Genomic DNA, 22,566 nt, shown 5'->3' on the forward strand with positions numbered 1-22,566 from the left:
CAGATTCTTGTGGTTTTTTTTTAAATTTGCAAAATCTTTTAAAAAGTAAAAATGGCCCATCAGTTAAGTTATCTATTTTGTACAAGGACGAGCAAGGACTTGGCAGAGAAAATTGCCCAGCATTACGGGAAAGAATTAGGAAAAATCAACTTTCAGGAGTTCAGTGACGGAGAATTTGAGCCGGTTTTGGACGAGTCTGTAAGAGGAGGAAGAGTTTTCCTGATCGGATCTACATTCCCTCCGGCGGACAATCTTTTAGAACTTCTTCTAATGATTGACGCGGCAAAAAGAGCCTCTGCAAAAAGCATTACCGTAGTACTTCCTTATTTCGGACTTGCAAGACAAGACAGAAAGGACAAACCCAGAGCGCCAATCGGTGCAAAGCTTGTAGCAAATCTTTTAACGGCTGCAGGAGCAACCAGAGTAATGACGATGGATCTTCATGCCGATCAGATCCAGGGATTCTTTGAAATTCCGGTAGATCATTTATATGCCTCAACAATTTTTGTAGACTACATCAGAGACCTTAACCTTGAGAATCTTACTATTGCTTCTCCGGATATGGGAGGTGCTAAAAGAGCAAAAAACTATGCGGGCCACCTGGGTGCAGACGTTGTAATTGCTTACAAGGAAAGAAAAAAAGCAAACGTTGTAGAAGAAATGTTCCTTATCGGGGATGTAGTTGGAAAAAATGTAATCCTTATTGATGACATGATTGATACGGCGGGTACACTCTGTAAAGCAGCGGATATCCTTATGGAAAAAGGTGCAAAAACGGTAAGAGCAATGGCAACGCATGGAGTACTTTCAGGAAAAGCGTATGAGAATATTGAAAACTCAAAACTTTTGGAAGTGATTGTAACTGACTCGATTCCTGTAAAAAATAATTTGTCATCTAAAATAAAAGTGCTATCTTGCGCCCCATTATTTGCAGACGTTATGAAGATGGTTCATGAGCATCAGTCAATCAGTAGTAAGTTTATTATTTAATTGATATTCAAAAGCTTGCAAATTAAATTTTAAAACAAATTTTTAAATTTTTATAAATGAAATCTATTACAATTCAAGGTACAAAAAGAGAAAGCGTGGGCAAAAAGTCTACAAAAGCTTTACGTGATGCTGAATTAGTTCCTTGTGTTGTTTACGGAGGTGGTGAGCCATTGAACTTCTCTGCAGAAGAGAAAGCATTCAAAGGTTTGGTATATACTCCTGAAGCACACACGGTATCTATTGAGGTTGATGGTCAAACAATTCCGGCTGTTCTTCAGGATATTCAGTTTCACCCGATTACAGACAAAATTCTTCACGCAGATTTCTATCAGTTAGCTGATGATAAACCAGTTATTATGGAAGTTCCTGTAAGAATTACTGGTCGTTCTAAAGGTGTTGTTGCCGGTGGTGTTTTACGTCAGTCTTTCAGAAAACTGAAGGTAAAAGCTATCCCTGCTAACTTACCTGACGAAATCGTTGTAGATGTTACCCCGCTAAGAATCGGGAACAAACTTTACATCGGTGGAATCAAAACTGAAGGATACACTTTCATGCACCCTGACAATGCAGTTGTTGTGGCTGTTAAGATGTCTAGAAATGCAATGAAAGGTGGTGCTGCAGCAATGGATGATGAAGATGAAGAAGAAGTTGCAACTGAAGAAGGAGCAGCTCCGGCAGCAGAAGAAGCTTCAGCAGAATAAGATTTACTTATCCAGATTATATAAAACCTGTCAACTTTTGGCAGGTTTTTTTATGACTAAAATTAGGGACTAAAGGAAAGTAACGCTATGATTCTTTGTAATCTTCTATAAGTGAAACAGCTTTGTGAACTTAGAGGCATGAAGTAGTCAAAAACTTCGTGATCATCGTCTTCAGACTTTAAGCTTTTATAATTTTGATAACATTGTTATCATTACTGACTACAACGCCCTTGCGAACAAAAAAATATCCATAAAAATATCTATTCTTTCTGATTTTTAGCGTTAAAGGAGAGGAGCATTTTACATTTAATACATTTGATTGAATCTTTCTATCAATCACTACCTATTAACCATCAACCCAATCCGAAAAAAAGCCGTAAATTTGAAGAGTTCTAAATAAGAACGTTTTAATTTAAATTTTTAATAAATGTTTGACATTCAGGAAATCAGAAGTCAGTTTTCTATATTAGATCAGAAGGTGAATGGTAAGCCGTTGGTTTATCTCGACAATGCAGCGACATCACAAAAACCGGACTCCGTTTTAGATGTCTGGACTCAATATTATAAAGAAATTAATGCCAATGTACACCGTGGAATTCATACTCTAAGTCAGTTGGCAACAGAGGAAATGGAACTTTCCAGAAGGAAGATTCAGAAATTCATCAATGCAAAGCATGATTACGAAGTCATCTTTACCAAAGGAACAACAGAGGGGTTAAATCTTATTGCTTATATTTTAACACAAGAACTTAAAAAAGACGATGAGATTATTATCTCTTATCTGGAACATCATTCCAATATAGTACCTTGGCAACTACTTTGTGAAAGGACCGGTGCGAAACTGAGAGTTATTCCTATTGACGAGAACGGAATACTTCAGCTGGATATACTGGATGAATTTTTAAGTGAAAAAACAAAAGTGGTTTCGGTAAATCATGTTTCCAATGCGTTGGGTATTGTAAATCCTATTGAGCAAATCATAGAGAAAACAAGAAAAAATACAGACGCCTATATTGTAATCGACGGAGCCCAGTCTGCACCGCATTTCGTAATTGATGTACAGAAAATGGACTGTGATTTCTACGTTTTTTCAGGACATAAGATGTACGCGCCAATGGGTACAGGAATTCTCTACGGTAAAGAAAATATTCTTGAAGAACTGCCGCCGTTTCACGGAGGAGGTGAAATGATTGCCACCTGTTCATTCGATGGGACCACCTATGCACCACTGCCTTTTAAATACGAAGCGGGAACACCGAATGTGGGAGGAAATATTGCCTTGGGCGCAGCGGTGGATTTTATTCTGAAAGTAGGGCAGCAGAATATTCAGAATCATGAAAATGCATTGCTGGAATATGCCCAGAGAAAACTTTTAGAATTGGATGGTATAAAAATTTATGGCGAAAAAGCTAACAGAACCGGTGTAGTTTCCTTTAATCTGGAAGGAGTAGGAATTGCTTCTGATGTTGGTATGATTCTCGATAAACTGGGTATTGCCGTAAGAACCGGGCATCACTGCACCCAGCCCATTATGAGCTTTTTCAATATTGCGGGAACCGTGAGAGCAAGTTTTGCCGTTTATAATGATTTTAATGAAATTGATCTTCTTGTAGAAGGTGTGAAAAAAGCGCAGAGAATGCTCAGCTAATCTCTGAATTTTCTTTCAATAAAAAAACCCGGGCGGAAATTTTTCCGCCCGGGTCTGTTTTAATTATCAGCAATTTTAATTAAGACCGGATTCGCACATTTCAATCGGTACCAGACAGCTGGTTGACGTGCATGGATTTCCCGTAGGAATTTGCAGGCAGCAGGCGTGGTAACCATTATAAGTAATGTGATAAGTGTTGGCAGGACAGGTGTGACCACCCAAAACCTGCTTTAAGTTTTCTCTTTGAAGTTTTCTTAGTTTTTTCATAATATATTATAATTTAGTTATTTGTAATTATTTCACTAAGTTATGAAAAATAATAATATAATTAAAACCAAAATTGGAAATTTTTTCTTTCTGCCAGAAATTTTATATTTATCCAAAGAAAATTAAAATCTGTGTAACCTTTTCGATTTTTTCTTGTCTTACTATCAGAAACAGATAATTATGAAGATTTTGTTCAGCAATAAAAAAGATGATTTGCTTAGCCGGCTTAAAAAGCATGATCCGGCAGCGCAGAAAATTTTTTATGATCAGAATGTAAAGAAGTACCTGAGCATCAGCAGGAGTTATATTAATGATCTTTACCAGGCAGAAGATTGTGTCATCAAAGCATTCTGTAAAATTTTCAAAAATATGGACAGCTTTCGCGGAGAAGGTAGCTTTGATGGCTGGGCAAGAAGAATCGTTGTAAATGAATGTTTAAACTTTATCAAAAGTAATAAAACGGTTTTTTATCTTGACGATATCAGTGAATCTTATCTGGAAGAAATGTACGATGAGAAAGTTACTTTTGATTTTAATGCGCAGGAACTTCTTGATCAGCTTCCGGATGCTTACCGAATGGTTTTTAACCTGTATGTTTTTGAAGATTATTCACATCAGGAAATTGCTGATATGCTGCAGATTTCAACTGCCGTAAGCAAAACGCAGCTATTCAGAGCCAAAGAAAAAATGAGAAAAATTTACTTTCAACAACAAAAAACCTTGAAAAATGAACAGTTCTAAAAATAATATAGAAGATCATATTAAAAAACAGATCAGTGAAAGAGAAATCACGCCTTCCCGGGATTTGTGGTCCGAAATTCAGGCTCATCAGCCTGCTGAGTATTCAGGAAAAAAGGTGAATTGGTTTTTGGTAGCAGCCTGTCTTGTTTTGGCATTCAGCCTCAGTATGGTCCTGTTTTTTAATAAAGAAAACCCACAGAATCTGAAATCAAATATTGCCGTTGGGGATAAAAAAGAAGAAAATAAGGAAAGCGAATCAGTAATAGTTAAAACGCAGACATTATCACAAAAAAAGAAGGTAGAATCTGTTGCAATAGAGAATGCCGCTTTGGAAGAAACGAAAAAGACTGCTGATTTACAGATTGATGCAAAGGAAAAGCAATTGCCGTTGCCTATGGAAAAAGCACCGGAAATGATGGCCAATATTTCCAGCGTTGAGCCGGAAAAAATCATTGCTCAATCTGACTCTGCGAAAACTCCAGCCAGAAGAAAGAGATATGTGGATCCTTCAACCCTGCTCTTTTCAGTCGAACATAAAGATGTTATTGAAAAAACAAAAGGAAAAAGCAATGTGGCAAGCATTGATCTGAACGAAAAATAAATCAATTTTAAACAATAAAAAACTATTATAATATGATCAGGAAATTTATCATGATGGGTGGGCTATGCCTATTGTCTACAGCGGTATTCGCTCAAAAAAAGCCGGTGTTCAATCTTCAGCCAAAAGAAGACACCGAAGTAAGTCCAATTGTAAAAGAAAAGGTGGACGAATATGCAAAAAAGATTGACACGATCATTAAGGAGGAAAAAAAACTGATGGAAGTCGAGTTAACTGAGCTTCAGTCTAAAAATCTTTCTAAAGCAGAATTCAATGAACAAAAGTCATTGATTGCCAGTAAGTATTCTGAGAAGATAGATCAGAGAATTGAAGAATTAGGATTTGATATGGATGCCGTTATTCAAAAACAGGTACGGTATTCTCTCCTTAATTCTGATGTGACTTCTAATGAGGAATTGAAGGAAAAGCTGTTGAAAAAATTCAGACCAACAAAAGAGCTTTCTCCGTATATCTCTTATTCTATTATGAATCTTACAAACGATAAGGCGGATAATATTTTGGACAACAATTTGCGTTATGCCGGAAATTTTGAATTTGGGCTTAAATTCAATTACCAGTTCAGTAGAACAAGTCCATGGGGATTAATTTCCGGAATCGGGTTTTCCTGGAGAACATTGAGTATTGATAACAATATGTTTGTGGCAAAAGATGCCAATTCCAATGTATACCTGGCAAATTATGAGAAAGGATTGAGTAAAAGTAAGCTCAGAACAGGTTATATTGTCGTTCCGCTGGGATTACAGTACAATTTTTCAAAGCTGAAAAATGCAGGTCTGGATGTCCAGTACAGAGATTATTCTCATGGGTTTAAAGTGGGCGCCAATATCTACGGAGGAGTAAAAATGTCTACCAATAATATTATCAAAGGTGACGGAATAAGCGACAGAGACAGAAGCGACTATCGGGTAAGTCCTTTTATTTACGGAGGGCAGTTTACAGTTTCTTATGATGATTTCAGCATCTTTGTTAAAAAAGATTTCGGAAATTTCTTTAAAAGCGGAACCTTTGAAAACGATAAAGCTTTAACTTTCGGAGTAGCACTTTGGTGGTGATGCACACATTCATATATAACAAAAAACGCCTGGAAATTTCCGGGCGTTTTTTTTACAATATTAACTGTTTAAATTTAATTTTTTATTTCAAACTTCCTACCATGTCTTCAGGTTTCACCCATTCGTCAAACTGTTCGGCTGTTAAAAGTCCGAGCTTCACAGCTTCTTCTTTAAGGGTGGTTCCGTTTTTATGGGCTGTTTTTGCGATTTTTGCTGCGTTTTCATAACCGATATGTGTGTTCAAAGCAGTAACAAGCATCAACGACTTGTCTACCAGTTCTTTAATTCTTTCGTGATTCGGCTCTATTCCTACCGCACAATGATCGTTAAAGGAAATACATGCATCAGCAATTAGCTGGGCCGACTGTAAAAAGTTGAAAGCCATTACCGGTTTGAAAACATTCAGCTCATAATTTCCCTGCGTTCCCGCAAAAGAAATGGTGGTGTCGTTACCTAAAACCTGCGCGCAAACCATCGTCATCGCCTCGTTTTGCGTAGGATTTACTTTTCCCGGCATGATGGATGATCCGGGTTCGTTTTCAGGAATATGAATTTCCCCGATCCCGGAACGCGGCCCAGAAGCCAATAATCTGATATCCTGAGCAATTTTGAATAGTGAAACTGCCAGTTGTTTTAAAGCGCCATGAGACTCCACAATTGCATCGTGAGCTGCTAAAGCTTCAAACTTATTTTCTGCAGTTACAAATGGATGATTGGTGAATTTTGCAATATATTCAGCCACTTTTACATCGTAGCCTTTCGGAGTATTCAGCCCGGTTCCTACTGCCGTTCCTCCCAACGCAAGCTCAGAAAGATGCGGAAGGGTATTCTTTAAAGCTTTTAAACCATAATTCAGCTGGGCAACATAGCCGGAAAATTCCTGTCCCAAAGTTAATGGAGTCGCATCCATCAAATGTGTTCTTCCGATCTTTACAATATCTTTAAAGGCTTCTGATTTTTCAGCTAAAGTATCCCGTAATTTTTCAACCGCAGGAATTGTCACTTCCACTACTTTGCGGTAGGCTGCAATATGCATTGCTGTAGGATAAGTATCGTTGGAAGACTGGGATTTGTTGACGTCATCATTCGGGTGGATTTCCGATTTTTCGCCGAGGGTTCCTCCGTTATTGACGTGAGCTCTGTTGGAGATTACCTCATTCACATTCATATTAGACTGTGTACCGGAACCTGTCTGCCAGATCACAAGCGGAAACTGGTCATTCAGTTTTCCCTCTAAAATTTCGTCGCATACTTTTGCGACCATATCTCTTTTTTCAGCAGGCAGAACGCCCAGATCAGCATTGGTATAAGCTGCCGCTTTTTTCAGATAGGCAAATGCTTCGATAATTTCGTGGGGCATCGAGCCTTCCGGACCAATTTTGAAGTTGTTTCTGGATCTTTCGGTTTGTGCGCCCCAGAACTTGTCTGCAGGTACCTGCACTTCACCCATGGTGTCTTTTTCTATTCTGTAATTCATTGTGATTGAAGTTTTATTATATTCAGGTTAAAGCTTAGGTTAAGAAATTTCAGTCTCTGTTTAATCTTAGCCTGATTCTATAAAATTACATATAAATAAAAACACTCACAATTTATAATCATTATAAATATCAATCCAAGTCTCTGATTTTACTCATGTTTTTTTGCGAAGTTTTATTTTTGCACCCAAAGAAAAAGAAGAATGGAATTTAGATATCAGGATCCGTATCCGATTCAGAAAGATGATACGGTGTACAAGAAGCTCACCTCAGATTACGTAAAAGTTGAAAAATTGGGAGACAGGGAAATTTTGACCATAGATCCGAAAGGATTGGAGCTGCTTGCAGAAGAAGCAATGGCAGATGTCTCTTTTATGCTTCGTTCTTCGCATTTGGAAAGTCTGAGAAGAATTATTGATGATCCTGAAGCAACTGATAATGATAGATTTGTAGCCTATAATCTGTTGCAAAATGCAGCAGTGGCAGCGGAAGGCGCCTTACCTTCATGCCAGGATACAGGAACTGCGATTGTGATGGGTAAAAAAGGAGAAAATGTTTATACGGGTGTTGACGACGGAGAATATTTAAGCAAAGGAATTTATAATACCTATCAGAAAAGAAACCTGAGATACTCGCAGGTTGTACCTTTAACGATGTTTGATGAGAAAAATTCGGGGTCCAATCTTCCGGCGCAGATCGATATTTATGCTAAAAAAGGAGATTATTACGAATTTTTATTTTTAACAAAAGGAGGAGGCTCTGCCAACAAAACGTTTCTTTATCAGAAAACAAAATCTTTATTAAACGAAAAATCTCTTGAAGAATTTATTAAAGAAAAAATTTCTGATCTGGGAACGGCTGCATGTCCGCCTTATCATCTGGCGCTGGTAATTGGTGGAACTTCTGCTGAAGCGAATCTGGCGGCCGTGAAAAAAGCTTCGGCAAAATATTACGATCATCTTCCTACTGAAGGTAACGAAGCAGGGCAGGCGTTCAGAGATCTGGAATGGGAAGCAAAAGTTCAGAAAATATGCCAGGAAAGTGCGATTGGAGCACAGTTTGGCGGGAAATATTTAACGCACGACGTTAGAGTGATCAGGCTGCCTCGTCATGCTGCTTCCTGTCCGGTTGGAATGGGCGTTTCCTGTTCCGCAGATAGAAATATTAAAGGTAGAATTACAAAAGAAGGTATTTTCCTGGAACAGCTGGAAGAAAATCCGAAGAGATTTTTACCGGATACACCGCCACATCTTGAAGAAGCGGTTGAAATTGATCTGAACAGACCGATGCCTGAAATTCTTGCGGAACTTTCAAAATATCCTATTAAAACAAGATTGAAATTAAACGGAACATTGATTGTTGCAAGAGATATTGCCCATGCAAAAATCAAAGAATTATTGGATGCGGGACAGCCAATGCCTGAATATTTCAAAAACCACCCGATCTATTACGCAGGACCTGCCAAAACTCCGGAAGGAATGGCTTCAGGAAGTTTCGGGCCGACGACAGCAGGAAGAATGGATGTTTATGTAAACGAGTTCCAGAGCCATGGCGGAAGCATGATTATGCTTGCCAAAGGAAACAGAACGAAAGATGTTACCAATGCCTGCCATACATACGGAGGTTTTTACTTAGGCTCAATCGGAGGCCCGGCTGCTATTTTGGCTAAAGACAATATCCTTTCCGTTGAGGTCGTAGATTTTCCGGAGCTGGGAATGGAAGCCGTGAGAAAGATCGAGGTGAAAGACTTCCCGGCGTTCATCATTACCGATGATAAAGGAAACGATTTCTTTGCAGATCTGGCGCATTAGAAAATATAGGAGACAGATAATAATAGACGGATAGGAATAGATAAATTGTACTAAAAAAGCCGTAATCTATCATCTATTGGACTATCATCTTTTGATCTTTTAAATTAAAATCAAAATAAATAACAAAAATAGGTCGCATTCTTTTGTGTAAAAAAATAAAATGTCCTATTTTTGCCTAAAATCTTTAAGAGAAATGATAACGATTTTATCAGCATTTTGGCCGTTTTACCAGTTCCTTTGGACTGTATTTTTCATAATTATGTTCCTTGTAGGATTCTGGTGTATTTTCATGTTCTTCGGATTTGTAATTCCTTTGTGGTTAACTGAAGGCCTGAAAGAATATTTTGGTAAGGTAAAACCGTTCGACCCGGAAGATATCAGAAGCAAAATGGTATACGAACAGAATGGTGCGGAGGTAATCTACAACGAGCCAAAAGGCCATGGTCCTTTCATTCATGACCACAGCCACGACAGCCACGGACATCATTAATTGATTGTCATTGTTTTCCCACATGAATTCCGGGAAAGCAATATCAAAGCAAAACAACATATACTAAAACCACTTATTTCGGTAAGTGGTTTTTCTTTTATTCAAACTACAATCTCCGAGGGTAATTGTTGCCGCTTGTTCTGTGATCAGATAACTGGTTAAGCACATTAGAACTAAGTCATTTTATGAAATTTTAATTATCTAAATTAATTTTAGTACAATGTTTTTTCCTGAAAAATAAAATAAAAACAATCATTATAAAGCTATAATAAATAATTATAACAATATAGAATTCTAAATTTTCTTGCCGATTGTGTTTGATTATAAAATTATTTAGATGAAAAGCTTACGTGGTGATATGTTAAAATTTGTCATTTTTTTCATAATACATAATTAGTTTTCAAAAAAAGAAATTACTTTCGTGTAACTAAAAGAAACGTTATGAAGAAATTTTATTCCGGTATACTATTGCTTATGGTAGCCTTTATTTTTGGGCAAATAAGCTATACCATCACACCCAACCCTTTCAATGAAACGGATGCAATTACTTTAACGGTTCCTGGTAATCAGATAAATGAAGCAGCATGGGGCGTTAGCAACAATGCGATCTATATCTGGTCATGGTCTCTGGATACAAACTATCAGAACAGCCAGGACTGTCCTACCAACGGTAGCTGGACCAATTCTAATGAGCTGAACAGGCTAAATTATAATTCCACTACCGACACTTATTCTTTAACCTTTACACCTACAACTTTTTTTTCAAGAACAGGAATAGGAAGGTTCGGGTTTTTGTTAAAAACTAAAACAGGAACAAACCAGACCTCTCCGGACATCTTTGTCAATGTAGGAGTTCTGAATTTAAACCTTACCAATCCGGCTGCCAACAGCCTCACATCAGTTCCTTCAGGTAATTCAATAAATATTACTGCAACTACCAATGCTAATGCTACATTCCAGCTCAAGGCCAACGGGAGCGTAGTGCATTCTACCTCAACGCCTTCAACTTCTTACTCGTACAGCTATACTGTAACCGGAGATGCTAATATGGAGTTGATTGCAACAGATGCCAATTCCAATACAAAAAATAAAACGTTTATTGTTCAGGTTCCGAGAAATGTAGTTTCTGAAGCCATTCCAAGCTGGATCAAACAAGGAATAAACTACCATCCTACCGATCAGACAAAAGTGGGGTTGGCATTATATGCGCCGTCTAAAAGTTTTGTACATGTTATCGGAAGTTTTAATAACTGGACGGTAAATGATACCTACTTAATGAAAAGAGATACCACCAATCCTGATCTGTACTGGATTGAATTAAGCGGCCTTACGCCACAGCAGCTCTATACATTCCAATACAGAACCAATGATCTTAGAAAAGTGGCAGATCCGTATTCTCCACAGATTTTATCATCCTATGATGATCAGTGGATTACATCATCTACTTATCCGAACCTACCGGCATTCCCTGCAGGACAGGATTTTGAAGTTTCTATGTTTAAAACCGGGCAGGCTTCTTATAACTGGCAGGTTACCAATTTCCAGCGTCCTTCTAAAGATAACCTTGTAATTTATGAGCTATTGCTGAGAGACTTCACGCAGGAAAAAACCTGGCAGTCATTGATCAACAAAATCACTTACTTAAAAAATCTAAAGATTAATGCAATTGAGCTAATGCCTATTATGGAATTTGAAGGAAATCTTTCATGGGGATACAATACTTCTTTCCATTATGCATTAGACAAAGCTTACGGAACACCGGAAAAATTCAAAGAATTTGTTGATATCTGCCATCAGAATGGTATTGCTGTAATTTTAGATATCGCTTTCAACCATGCTACAGGCCGTTCACCACTGGTTAGATTATGGAATGTGGACCCTGATGGTGACGGTTATGGAGATGTAGCCGCCAATAACCCTTATTTCAATACGGTACCTAAACATTCGTATAATGTTTTTAATGATTTCAATCACTCAAGTTCTTCAACGAAATATTACGTTGAAAGATGTCTTCAGCAATGGCTTACCGAGTATCGTATCGACGGGTTCCGTTGGGATCTTACCAAAGGATTTACTCAAAACTGCTCTGAAAATGATGAAACGTGTACCAACGCGTATCAACAGGACAGGGTAGATATTTTGAAATATTATGCCGACAGACAATGGGCGATCGACCCGAATTCCTACATGATTTTTGAGCATTTAGGAACCGATGCCGAAGAACAGCAGTGGGCTAATTACAGAATAGCAGAAGGAAAAGGAGTTATGCTTTGGAATAAGCAGACAGATCCTTATAACCAGAATACAATGGGATATGTGCAAAACAGCAGTTACGACAGAATGAACCACGCACTTCATGGCTTTACAAATATGCATGCAGTAGGTTTTGGCGAAAGTCACGATGAAGAAAGATTAATGTTTAAAAATCTCGCTTATGGTGCCGTAAATGGCAGCTACGATGTGAAAAATCTTAATACTGCTTTAGACAGAATGAAAACGTTCGGGGCAACTTTCTTCACTATTCCTGGCCCTAAAATGATATGGCAGTTTGGTGAATTGGGATACGAGTTCAGCATTAACAGATGCGGCGATGGCTCTATTAACCCTGGATGTAGAACAGATGAAAAGCCAATCGCATTTACTCTTGGATATGACACCAACGTTAATAGAAAAGCGGTATATGATACCTGGGCTAAGATTATCGATATCAGAAATACATATCCAGTTTTCAGATCAAAAACATATACTGTAGAATCTAATAACCTTACCAATGATCCGAACGGATTGATTACAAGAATCTATGTTTACGATACTTCCATTACAAATGGAGTGAAAAATATTGTGGTCATTGCAAACTACAACACAACAGCACAGAATGTAGTTCCGTATTTCCCTTACACGGGGCAATGGCAGAATCTGATGGATAACTCTATCTCCAATATCACTTCTACAACGGCAGCCATCACTTTGCAGCCGGGAGAGTTCAGAATTTTCGGAAACTATGTTGGCACCTTGTCAACAATCGATGAAACAGCAGCTTACAAATTATCGCTGCAGATTGCGGATAATCCAGTGAAAAACGGCTTGGCAAAATTGATTTATCACAAAGCTAAAAACGGAGAAATCGCAATCTATGATATGAGCGGAAAAAGAGTGGATAGCTTTAGGCTTAAAAATGAAGATGGAACTTATGAATTAAAAGCTAATTATGCACCGGGAACTTATCTGGTTCATTTGAAGTCAGATTCCGGAATAGCGATTCAGAAAATGATTATAAAATAAACGGAGGCCGCTGAAAAGCGGTCTTTTTTTATGTGAAAATATAAGTTATATACCCCAATCCAGAGATCAGGCAGTCATTTCCTCCCGAAATTAGCACATCTACAAATCAATCCGTATCTTTGCCAACTAAATTTTTACTATGTCTAAGAGTTTAATTCCAAAATTAGAAGCTATAAAACAAAGATATAATGAGGTGGCAGACCTTATTATTCAGCCTGATGTTATTTCAGATCAGAAAAGATATTCTTCTCTGAACAAAGAATATAGTGATTTGGGGAAAATTGTAAGAGTTTACGATCAATATAAGGGAGCACTGGATTCTATTGCAGAGTCTGATGAAATAATAGCTGATGGATCAGACAGGGATCTGGTAGAGCTTGCGAAAGAAGAAAAGCTGGAAGCCCAGGCAAAAATTCCGGGTCTGGAAGAAGAGCTGAAAGTATTATTAATTCCAAAAGATCCTGCAGATGATAAAAATATTATCGTGGAACTTCGTGCAGGAACAGGAGGGGATGAAGCAGCGATTTTTGTGGAAGATATCTACAGAATGTACTCCATGTATTTCAAAACAAAAGGATGGAAGCATGAAGTGACGGATTCTAATGAAGCAGCAAAAGGTTACAAAGAACTCATTATGAAAGTGGAAGGAGAAGGTGTGTACGGAATCATGAAATTTGAATCTGGTGTACATCGTGTACAGCGCGTTCCCGAAACCGAATCTCAGGGAAGGGTTCATACTTCTGCAATTACCATTGCCGTTTTACCGGAAGCAGAAGAAGTAGACGTAGAAATCAACCCTGCCGATATCGAAATGCAGACGTCACGTTCAGGTGGAGCAGGAGGACAGAACGTAAACAAAGTTGAAACGAAAGTTCAGCTTACCCACAAGCCTTCAGGAATCGTTGTCGTTTGTCAGCAGGCACGTTCCCAGCTGGCTAACCGTGAACTAGCCATGGAAATGCTTCGTGCGAAATTATATGATATAAAATTGCAGGAAGTTCAGGGTGATATCGCGGCACAAAGAAAAACAATGGTTTCTACAGGAGACCGTTCGGCCAAGATCAAAACTTACAATTATCCTCAGGGAAGAGTAACGGATCACCGAATCAACAAATCCATGTACAACCTGGATGCCTATATGAACGGTGATATTTCCGAAATGATCGATGCTGTTATCATGGCAGAAAATGCAGAAAAAATGAAAGGCGAAGAAGAAAATTTATAAAATCTTTATCATAAAATCTTTGTTAAATCTCCGGTTTTCCGGAGATTTTTATTTTAGATCAGCTATAACTTTTTTGCTGTGAAGAATTTCATATAGTTTCCTTATTTTTGGGAAAATAGCTAATATGAAATTCAGACCACTATTACTAACAGCCGGAGTCCTGTTTTCGGCAACATTCTATTCACAAAAAATGATGTATCCTAAAGCTTTAAAAGGCAATCAAACCGATAATTATTTCGGAACTGCTGTTGCAGATCCGTTCAGAGATCTTGAAAATGATTCCGAAGCCACCAGAAAATGGGTAGATGAAGAAGTAAAACACAGCCAGGATTATCTTTCAAAAATTCCTTTCAGGGAAGAAATCAGAAAACAACTGACGGATATCTGGAACTACGAAAAAATTTCAGCACCTTTCAAGGAAGGAGAGTATACCTATTACTATAAAAACAATGGCTTGCAGGCACAATCTGTTTTATACAGAACTCATAATAAAACGAAGACAACGGAAGTATTTTTAGATCCGAATAAATTTTCAGATAAAGGAACAACGTCACTTTCACAGTTATCGTTTAATAAAAAAGGAAATCTGGCAGCATACTCCATTTCGGAAGGAGGAAGCGACTGGAATAAAATCATCATCATTGACGCTGTTTCGAAAAAACAAATCGACGAAACACTCATTGATGTAAAGTTCAGCGGTATTTCATGGCAGGGCGATGAAGGGTTTTATTATTCCAGCTATGATAAGCCGAAGGAAGGAACCGTACTTTCAGGAATGACGGATAAACACAAAGTATATTTTCATAAATTAGGAACAAAACAATCTGAAGACCAGTTAATTTTCGGAGGGGATAAAACTCCGAGAAGATATATTGGAGGTGGTGTTTCCGAAGATCAGCGATATTTGATTATTTCAGCAGCCAATGCGACAAACGGAAATGAATTATATATAAAAGATCTCAAAAACGGGGGCGATTTTGTACAAATTAATAAAGGGTTTGATATCAACGCCAGTATCGTAGACACTCAGGGAGACGATTTGTATATTTTCACCGATAAAGATGCTCCGAATATGCGTTTGGTGAAAACAACCATTAAAAATCCTGCTCCTGAAACCTGGAAAGATGTTATTCCGCAAACGGAAAATGTGTTGGGAATTACAACAGGCGGAGGGTATTTCTTTGCAACCTATATGATCGATGCTATCGATAAAGTGACACAATATGACAGAACCGGTAAAGTAGTCCGTGAAATTACACTTCCCGGAAAAGGAAACGTTTCAGGCTTTGGAGGAAAAGAAAAAGAGAAAGAACTTTATTACTCATTCACCAATTATATCACTCCGGGAACAACCTATAAATTCAATGCTGATACCGGAAAATCGGAAGTATATCAGAAGCCGAAAGTGAAATTCAATCCTGAAGATTATGTTTCGGAACAAGTATTTTACACATCAAAAGACGGCACAAAAGTTCCAATGATGATCAATTACAAAAAAGGAACAAAACTGGATGGTAAAAATCCTACGATTTTGTATTCTTATGGAGGCTTTAACATCAGCTTACAGCCTGCTTTTTCTGTGGTAAATGCCATCTGGATGGAAAATGGAGGCATCTATGCAGTTCCTAACATTCGAGGTGGTGGTGAATACGGCAAAAAATGGCATGACGCAGGAACTAAAATGAGTAAAAAAAATGTTTTTGAAGATTTCATTGCGGCCGGAGAATACCTGCAGCAAAAAGGATACACTTCAAAACAGTTTATGGCACTTTCCGGAAGGTCAAACGGAGGGCTTCTCGTGGGAGCTACCATGACGATGCGTCCGGATCTTGCAAGAGTAGCATTTCCTGGAGTTGGAGTTCTTGATATGTTGAGATATAATAAATTCACAGCCGGAGCAGGTTGGTCGTATGATTACGGAACAGCCGAAGACAGCAAAGAAATGTTTGAATATCTAAAATCATACTCACCGGTACATAATGTAAAAGCTGGAACTTGCTATCCTTCTACGATGATTATTACCAGTGATCATGATGACAGGGTGGTTCCTGCGCATTCGTTCAAATTCGGAGCAGAGCTGCAGGAAAAACAGGCATGTGATCATCCTGTTTTATTAAGAATTGAGAAAAATGCAGGACACGGTGCCGGGAGATCTACAGATCAGGTAATCGGTGAAAATGCAGACCTTATTTCCTTTGCGCTTTTCGAAATGGGAATTAAAAAATTAGGAAAATAATTTTTTGTCTCAATTAACTTTAAATGATCAATATCAATAGGAACGGGCTTTAGCCCGTTTTTTCAATTTAAGTCTATCCAAAAGCTTTAGCTAAAATATAGGTAAACGACAATCAACAAGATACTCTCTACGAAAACATCCAGCACTTATCTGCAAATCCGCGGGAGAAAAAAATTACATTCACTTTTGAATTAATCAAACTTTCTAAATTATTTTCGATAAAAAATTAGCACAAACTTATTATCTCAAAAATGCTTAATTTTAGCCATCAATAAATCTGAAAATATGAGAAGAGAAGTTCAGAATAAAACTCCTCAATTTAATATATCCGAAAAGCACACGGAAATCTACAGTTTTGAAAAAGACGGATTACAGTTAAAGTCTTCTTATAAAGCAGAAGACATTCAAAATAAAGAGTTGATTCATACAGCGCCCGGAATAGAGCCTTATTTAAGAGGTCCGTATTCCACCATGTATGTTCAGAAACCGTGGACCATCCGTCAGTATGCAGGGTTTTCAACTGCAGAAGAATCTAATGCTTTTTACAGAAGAAACCTGGCGGCCGGTCAAAAAGGGCTTTCCGTTGCATTCGATCTGGCAACACACAGAGGTTATGATTCTGACCATGCAAGAGTTGTCGGGGATGTAGGAAAGGCAGGAGTAGCCATCGATTCTGTGGAAGATATGAAGATCTTGTTCAACGAAATTCCGTTGGACCAAATCTCTGTTTCCATGACCATGAACGGGGCTGTTCTTCCCATTTTATCGTTTTATATTGTAGCCGCAGAAGAGCAGGGCGTTTCTCAGGATTTGCTTTCAGGAACCATTCAGAATGATATTCTGAAGGAATTTATGGTGAGAAATACTTACATTTATCCGCCTGCTCCTTCGATGAAGATCATCGCCGATATTTTCGAATATACTTCTCAGAATATTCCGAAGTTTAATTCCATCTCAATTTCCGGTTATCATATGCAGGAGGCAGGTGCAACACCTGTACTGGAGATGGCCTACACCTTGGCAGATGGCCTCGAATATGTAAGAACCGGAATAAAAGCAGGAATGAATGTCGATGATTTCGCACCCAGACTATCCTTTTTCTGGGCAATAGGGATGAATCATTTTATGGAGATTGCTAAAATGCGTGCGGCAAGATACATTTGGGCAACGTTGTTAAAACAATTCAATCCTCAGAATCCGAAATCTCTAGCCTTAAGAACGCACTCGCAGACTTCAGGATGGTCGCTTACCGAACAGGAGCCGTTTAATAATATAACCAGAACTGCGATTGAAGCTTTGTCTTCTGCTTTGGGAGGAACCCAATCCCTTCATACGAATGCTTTAGATGAAGCCATTGCATTGCCGACGGATTATTCTGCAAAGATTGCTAGAAATACCCAGATTATTCTTCAGCAGGAAAGCGGCATCTGCGATGTGGTAGATCCGATGGGAGGAAGTAATCTTGTAGAAAGTCTTACCCAGCAGATGATCGAAGAAGCCATGAAATACATCGATGAGGTCGAACAGGAAGGCGGGATGACAAAAGCCATTGAGGCCGGAATTCCGAAAATGAGAATCGAAGAAGCGGCAGCCAGAAAACAGGCCAAGATTGATAGTGGAGAAGAATTTATCATTGGTGTAAACTCTTTCAGATCGGCGTTAAAGCAAGATCAGATTGAGATCTTGGATATTGACAATACGGAAGTCCGTAGAAAACAGATCGAAAGATTAAACACCATAAAATCGGAAAGAAACCAAGACGCTGTAGGACAGATTCTAAATGAAATCCGCGAATGTGCAAAAACAGGAAAAGGAAATCTTCTCGCTTTATGCATTGAAGCGGCACGACGAAGAGTAACCCTCGGAGAAATGAGTGATGCAATGGAAGAAAGTTTCGGAAGATATAAAGCCAATATCAGAACAATATCAGGAGTATATGCCATGAATGCAGGAAAAAATGAATATTTTGAAAAAGCCCTTAAGCTTACTCAGAAATTTGAGGAAGAAGAAGGCCGCCGTCCAAGATTAATGGTTGCAAAAATGGGTCAGGACGGACATGACAGAGGCGCAAAAGTAGTGGCAACAGCATTTGCAGATATGGGATTTGATGTAGATGTTGCACCATTGTTCCAGACTCCGGAAGAAGTCGCAAAACAGGCCGTTGAAAATGATATTCATATTTTAGGGGTGTCTTCACTGGCGGCAGGACACAAAACATTGGTTCCCCAGGTTGTGGAAGAATTAAAAAAACTTGGTGCCGATGATATTACTATTGTTGTGGGAGGCGTTATTCCACAGCAGGATTATGAATTTTTATATGCTAACGGAGCCGACTTTATCTTTGGCCCCGGAACCAACCTTCCAAAGTGTGCGGTAGATATTCTGGAGAAATTTTTAAATTAAATTAACGATTACAAAGAATAAGTTGCACAGCTTTTGTATAGTTTAATGAAAATTTTCATTATGGCTTATACAGTAGTTTCAGTATTTCCGGTAACTGTAGATACAGAGGAAATTAAAAAAGATTTAAAAGAAAACGGTTTTAACGAAGCAAATATTATTGTTTCAAAATCAAGTGTTGAAAGCGGCTTATCCGCAGATCATTATCAGGAGGACGAGCAGACAAAAGGTTTTTTCGAATATACTTTCGCTCATGATGCAGAAATGCTCGATGCCTACCGTAAACACAGTATAGGAAGAAACAATGTTGTAGTTTATGCAGAAACTCCTGAAGAAGCAGCCAGTGCAAAATCTATTCTAAACAGAAACGGAGCGCTTGAAGTCTTTAAGAAACCTTCAGATAATCAAAAAGATATTCCTGAAGGGATGACTGAGCAGGAATATGATGGGATCATTGCTAAAGCAAGACATAACATTTATTTCCTTGGATCCGAAAGAGTATACCACTCCAATGAAGTAAGAGGTATGGATGATGATATGGACAGTCTGGGGTCAAAAGACTGATTCTGTAAAATTAACAAAATATAAAAGCCTGCCGGAACTCCGGCAGGCTTTACTGTAATTAATAGTATGGTTTAGGGTAATAATACTTTGTCTATAGCGTGGATGATTCCATTGCTGCATTGTACATCTGTAGCAATAATATTAGATACTCTGTTATTGTTATCGGTAATTTTTGCGCCACTGGTAGTGTTGATCTTGAATGTACTTCCTAAGAAAGTTGTTACCGTCATATTGTTGGTCAGGTTCGTAGAAGCTACATTAGCTCCGGTTACGACATGGTATTTTAATGTATTTTCCAAGGTCGTTTTTGGGATTGCAGCAAGATTTGCAAGATTCAGTTCTGTCAAGAGGGAGGAGAAAGCAGTATTTGTTGGTGCAAATACCGTGAAAGGTGAATTGGTGGTACCACTGAGAATACCCACAAAGTTAGGCATATCACTTCTCGTAAGTGCAGAAACAAGAGAGTTGAATTGCGGATTTGCCGTTGCGTGGGTTACAACAGTTGGCAATCCGATCACGGCATTTACCTTATGGATCACACCGTTGTTTACATCAATATCGGTAGCAACAACAGTAGATGTACCATTGATTTTTACACCGCTGCTGGTATTGATATACATACTGATTGGCCGTGTCGTAGAAGCTGGGCCAATGGCAAGCGTAGAAACGTATCCTGTAGATATTCCGGAACTTTTCACTTCAGCTCCCAGTACGTGATTCATCAATAAAGTTTTCAGAGCAGCTGTTGGAACATCGTTTAAACTTGCGTATCCGTTTGCCTGCAAGAATGTTGTAAATGCAGAATTAGTAGGAGCAAATAATGTAAACGTCCCCGATTGATCTAATGTTGATGATAAACCTGCTTTATCTACAGCAGCTTTCAGATTGCTCAGGTCACTGTCCGAAGATATTCTCTGATAGACGGTCATTTCAGAGTCCATCATAACATCTTCATTGTCATCACACGAATAAAGCGACATAACTGCAATTCCGGAAAAGAGTAAAGGTTTTAAAAAATTTCTCATAATATTTAGGGTTAATGTGTAAATTCACAAAGACAAAAATTATACCTTTTTGTGTTTTTTAGTAAAATAATTTTATTGATCTTATTTAATTTAGAATCTTTCTAAAGAAAATTATCCTATATTTGCATCTGAAAATCAAGTTTAACCCTTTAAAAAACGAAGCAATGTTCAAATTTAATCAGCATTCTACAGTTGGATTACCGCTTATGGTGGTAAGGCTTCGTGGTTGGGTACATTCTTAGAACAACAGTACAATGAAATACCAAAACCCGAAGTCGTAGAGATTTCGGGTTTTTTATTGCGCAATATTTTAAACTTACAAGTTTCCCCGAAATCTTTTTTAGAAGCTTAATCCCGCTTTCCACTGTATCTTTTTTGTTTCCATTCAGGCTCAGCCTGTCCGCGCCTTTACCAAACAAAAAAGGATGCCGTTGCAATCGGGGCTAATCATAATTCTATCATTTGAAAGCAGTGGAGCATTGAAGAATTTACTCATCAAACAGGATTCTTTAAAATGCTTTCGCAGGCTTAGTGTGAGAAAATCACACGACAAGTCAACTAATATTTTAGTTGAAGAAATAAACGATGCAGAATGTCTGTCATCTCACATCGATTATCTAAAATCTATATATAATGGGAAATTTAAAACTTAAAGGAAAAGATATATTGAAATTAGGCTATCCGAACAACCAGAGCGTGAACATCGCTATGGAAGTGATGAAAAGGAACTTTGCCACTAAAAATATCCATCACGTCAAATCCATTTTAAAAGATATTCTGGTGAATCCGGAAAATTTTGAAAAAGATTTAACCTTCGGACAGATTGCTGAAGCTTTGCTTTCATCCAAAAAAACTGAAAAGAGGATGCTCAATACACATCGGGCGACATTCAACATTTTCGGAAACAATATTTCAGATGAAGCAAAAAATCAATTGTATACCGCTTTGAAACTGCCCGTTTCGATACAGGGAGCTTTGATGCCCGATGCACACAGCGGATACGGACTTCCGATCGGGGGCGTTCTCGCTGTAGAAAATGCTGTAATTCCTTACGGAGTCGGGATGGATATTGGCTGCCGAATGAGTCTCAGTATTTTGGACACGCCCATTTCATATCTTGAAGGAGCAAGAGATAAATATGAAAAAGCGCTTGCAGAACATACCAAATTCGGAATGTACGAAACCCACAAATCTCACGTTGATCACGAAATTTTCGACAGAGATACGTTTGATATGATCCCTATTTTAAAAAGACTGAAAGGAAAAGCCATCAAACAGATGGGAACTTCGGGCGGTGGAAACCACTTTGTGGAATTCGGAGAAGTGGAAATTACGAAAGAAGACGAACAGATCGGGCTTCCAAAAGGAAGATATCTCGGGATTCTTTCGCACAGCGGTTCCCGCGGACTGGGAGCAGAAATCGCTCAATACTATTCGAGAGTAGCGGTAGAGCAGTGCCCGTTACCGAAAGAAGCACAACAGTTTGCATGGCTGGATCTCAACACCCATCTTGGGTTAGAATATTGGACTGCAATGAATCTTGCAGGCGACTATGCTTCAGCGTGTCACGACGATATCCACAGAAGACTGGTGAGAGCTGTCGGAGGAAGAGTAAAAGCCAGAATTGAAAACCATCATAATTTCGCATGGAAAGAAATCCATGGCGGAAAAGAAGTGATTGTTCACAGAAAAGGAGCCACCCCGGCCAATGAAAATGAACTGGGAATGATTCCAGGCTCTATGACGGCAAAAGGCTTTATCGTTCGCGGAAAAGGGAATCCGGATTCTTTGAACTCGGCATCTCATGGAGCGGGAAGAGAACATTCCAGAGGAGCATGCAGGAGCCTTTTTACGCAGAATGATATCAGAAAAGAGTTAAAGCTGAAAAACGTCACCTTAATGGGTGGAAATGCAGAAGAAGCACCGATGGCATATAAAGACATTCATGAAGTAATGAATGCGCAACAGGAGTTGGTTGATATTCTTGGCACTTTTCAGCCGCGGATTGTAAGGATGGATAAATAGTTTAAAATAAACCTT

At 38.5% G+C, this 22,566-nt stretch carries 17 protein-coding genes; 14 read left to right on the top strand and 3 right to left on the bottom strand.

Annotated elements, in window-relative coordinates:
- The first annotated feature begins 51 nt into the window (after positions 1-51).
- The 3 genes from HHL20_RS14075 to HHL20_RS14085 all read left to right on the top strand — a co-directional run bounded on the left by HHL20_RS14075 (position 52) and on the right by HHL20_RS14085 (position 3,339).
- Positions 52-990: a ribose-phosphate pyrophosphokinase gene (locus tag HHL20_RS14075; protein ID WP_169231804.1), complete on the top strand. Its 939-nt coding sequence runs from the start codon at positions 52-54 to the stop codon at positions 988-990.
- Between the two features lie 56 nt (positions 991-1,046).
- Entirely contained in the window at positions 1,047-1,691 is a 645-nt protein-coding gene (locus HHL20_RS14080) for a 50S ribosomal protein L25/general stress protein Ctc (RefSeq protein ID WP_169231805.1), read from the top strand.
- Positions 1,692-2,118: 427 nt separating this feature from the next.
- Entirely contained in the window at positions 2,119-3,339 is a 1,221-nt protein-coding gene (locus tag HHL20_RS14085) for an aminotransferase class V-fold PLP-dependent enzyme (protein WP_169231806.1), read from the top strand.
- A 75-nt stretch (positions 3,340-3,414) separates the two neighbouring features.
- Here the strand turns inward: HHL20_RS14085 and HHL20_RS14090 are convergent, their stop codons facing one another.
- A complete protein-coding gene (locus HHL20_RS14090) occupies positions 3,415-3,606 on the bottom strand; it encodes a bacteriocin-like protein (protein WP_169231807.1) in 192 nt (63 codons plus the stop codon).
- A gap of 180 nt (positions 3,607-3,786) precedes the next feature.
- Between HHL20_RS14090 and HHL20_RS14095 the strand changes: the two genes are divergently transcribed.
- Genes HHL20_RS14095 through HHL20_RS14105 form a run of 3 tightly spaced genes read left to right on the top strand, consistent with a single transcriptional unit; the run spans position 3,787 to position 6,018 of the window.
- Positions 3,787-4,347 (top strand): RNA polymerase sigma factor, encoded by a 561-nt coding sequence (locus HHL20_RS14095; protein WP_169231808.1) that lies wholly within the window; start codon positions 3,787-3,789, stop codon positions 4,345-4,347.
- On the top strand, positions 4,334-4,948 hold the full coding sequence (locus HHL20_RS14100; protein ID WP_169231809.1) for a hypothetical protein: 615 nt from the start codon (positions 4,334-4,336) through the stop codon (positions 4,946-4,948). The genes HHL20_RS14095 and HHL20_RS14100 overlap by 14 nt, the downstream gene beginning before the upstream one ends.
- Positions 4,949-4,980: 32 nt before the next feature.
- The gene (locus HHL20_RS14105) at positions 4,981-6,018 is read left to right on the top strand and encodes an outer membrane beta-barrel protein (protein ID WP_169231810.1); all 1,038 of its coding nucleotides are present in this window, start codon (positions 4,981-4,983) and stop codon (positions 6,016-6,018) included.
- An 82-nt stretch (positions 6,019-6,100) separates the two neighbouring features.
- Here HHL20_RS14105 and fumC read toward each other — a convergent pair whose 3' ends face one another.
- Positions 6,101-7,495 carry a class II fumarate hydratase gene (fumC, locus tag HHL20_RS14110; protein ID WP_169231811.1) on the bottom strand — a complete coding sequence of 465 codons (1,395 nt, stop codon included), beginning with the start codon at positions 7,493-7,495 and terminating at the stop codon, positions 6,101-6,103.
- 201 nt (positions 7,496-7,696) lie between these two features.
- On the opposite strand from fumC, the gene HHL20_RS14115 reads away from it, so the two are divergent.
- From HHL20_RS14115 to HHL20_RS14145, 7 genes are all read left to right on the top strand, one after another.
- The gene (locus tag HHL20_RS14115) at positions 7,697-9,304 is read left to right on the top strand and encodes a fumarate hydratase (protein WP_169231812.1); all 1,608 of its coding nucleotides are present in this window, start codon (positions 7,697-7,699) and stop codon (positions 9,302-9,304) included.
- 193 nt (positions 9,305-9,497) lie between these two features.
- Positions 9,498-9,794, top strand: a complete 297-nt coding sequence (locus HHL20_RS14120) for a hypothetical protein (RefSeq protein ID WP_185194821.1) — start codon at positions 9,498-9,500, stop codon at positions 9,792-9,794.
- A gap of 441 nt (positions 9,795-10,235) precedes the next feature.
- On the top strand, positions 10,236-13,076 hold the full coding sequence (locus HHL20_RS14125; RefSeq protein ID WP_169231813.1) for an alpha-amylase family glycosyl hydrolase: 2,841 nt from the start codon (positions 10,236-10,238) through the stop codon (positions 13,074-13,076).
- Positions 13,077-13,215: 139 nt separating this feature from the next.
- Complete coding sequence (prfA, locus tag HHL20_RS14130) at positions 13,216-14,301, top strand: peptide chain release factor 1 (protein WP_169231814.1); 1,086 nt, start codon at positions 13,216-13,218, stop codon at positions 14,299-14,301.
- 124 nt (positions 14,302-14,425) lie between these two features.
- Complete coding sequence (locus HHL20_RS14135) at positions 14,426-16,537, top strand: prolyl oligopeptidase family serine peptidase (protein ID WP_169231815.1); 2,112 nt, start codon at positions 14,426-14,428, stop codon at positions 16,535-16,537.
- A 285-nt stretch (positions 16,538-16,822) separates the two neighbouring features.
- Positions 16,823-18,940 (top strand): methylmalonyl-CoA mutase, encoded by a 2,118-nt coding sequence (gene scpA, locus HHL20_RS14140; protein ID WP_169231816.1) that lies wholly within the window; start codon positions 16,823-16,825, stop codon positions 18,938-18,940.
- Positions 18,941-19,000: 60 nt separating this feature from the next.
- Positions 19,001-19,501 carry a hypothetical protein gene (locus tag HHL20_RS14145; RefSeq protein WP_169231817.1) on the top strand — a complete coding sequence of 167 codons (501 nt, stop codon included), beginning with the start codon at positions 19,001-19,003 and terminating at the stop codon, positions 19,499-19,501.
- A 71-nt stretch (positions 19,502-19,572) separates the two neighbouring features.
- On the opposite strand, the gene HHL20_RS14150 is transcribed toward HHL20_RS14145, so the two are convergent.
- Complete coding sequence (locus tag HHL20_RS14150) at positions 19,573-20,526, bottom strand: fasciclin domain-containing protein (protein WP_169231818.1); 954 nt, start codon at positions 20,524-20,526, stop codon at positions 19,573-19,575.
- Positions 20,527-21,159: 633 nt separating this feature from the next.
- On the opposite strand from HHL20_RS14150, the gene HHL20_RS14155 reads away from it, so the two are divergent.
- Positions 21,160-22,551, top strand: a complete 1,392-nt coding sequence (locus tag HHL20_RS14155) for an RtcB family protein (RefSeq protein WP_169231819.1) — start codon at positions 21,160-21,162, stop codon at positions 22,549-22,551.
- Positions 22,552-22,566: the final 15 nt, after the last annotated feature.

Origin of the sequence: Chryseobacterium cheonjiense (assembly GCF_012927265.1) — a bacterium.
GTDB classification, from domain to species: domain Bacteria; phylum Bacteroidota; class Bacteroidia; order Flavobacteriales; family Weeksellaceae; genus Chryseobacterium; species Chryseobacterium cheonjiense.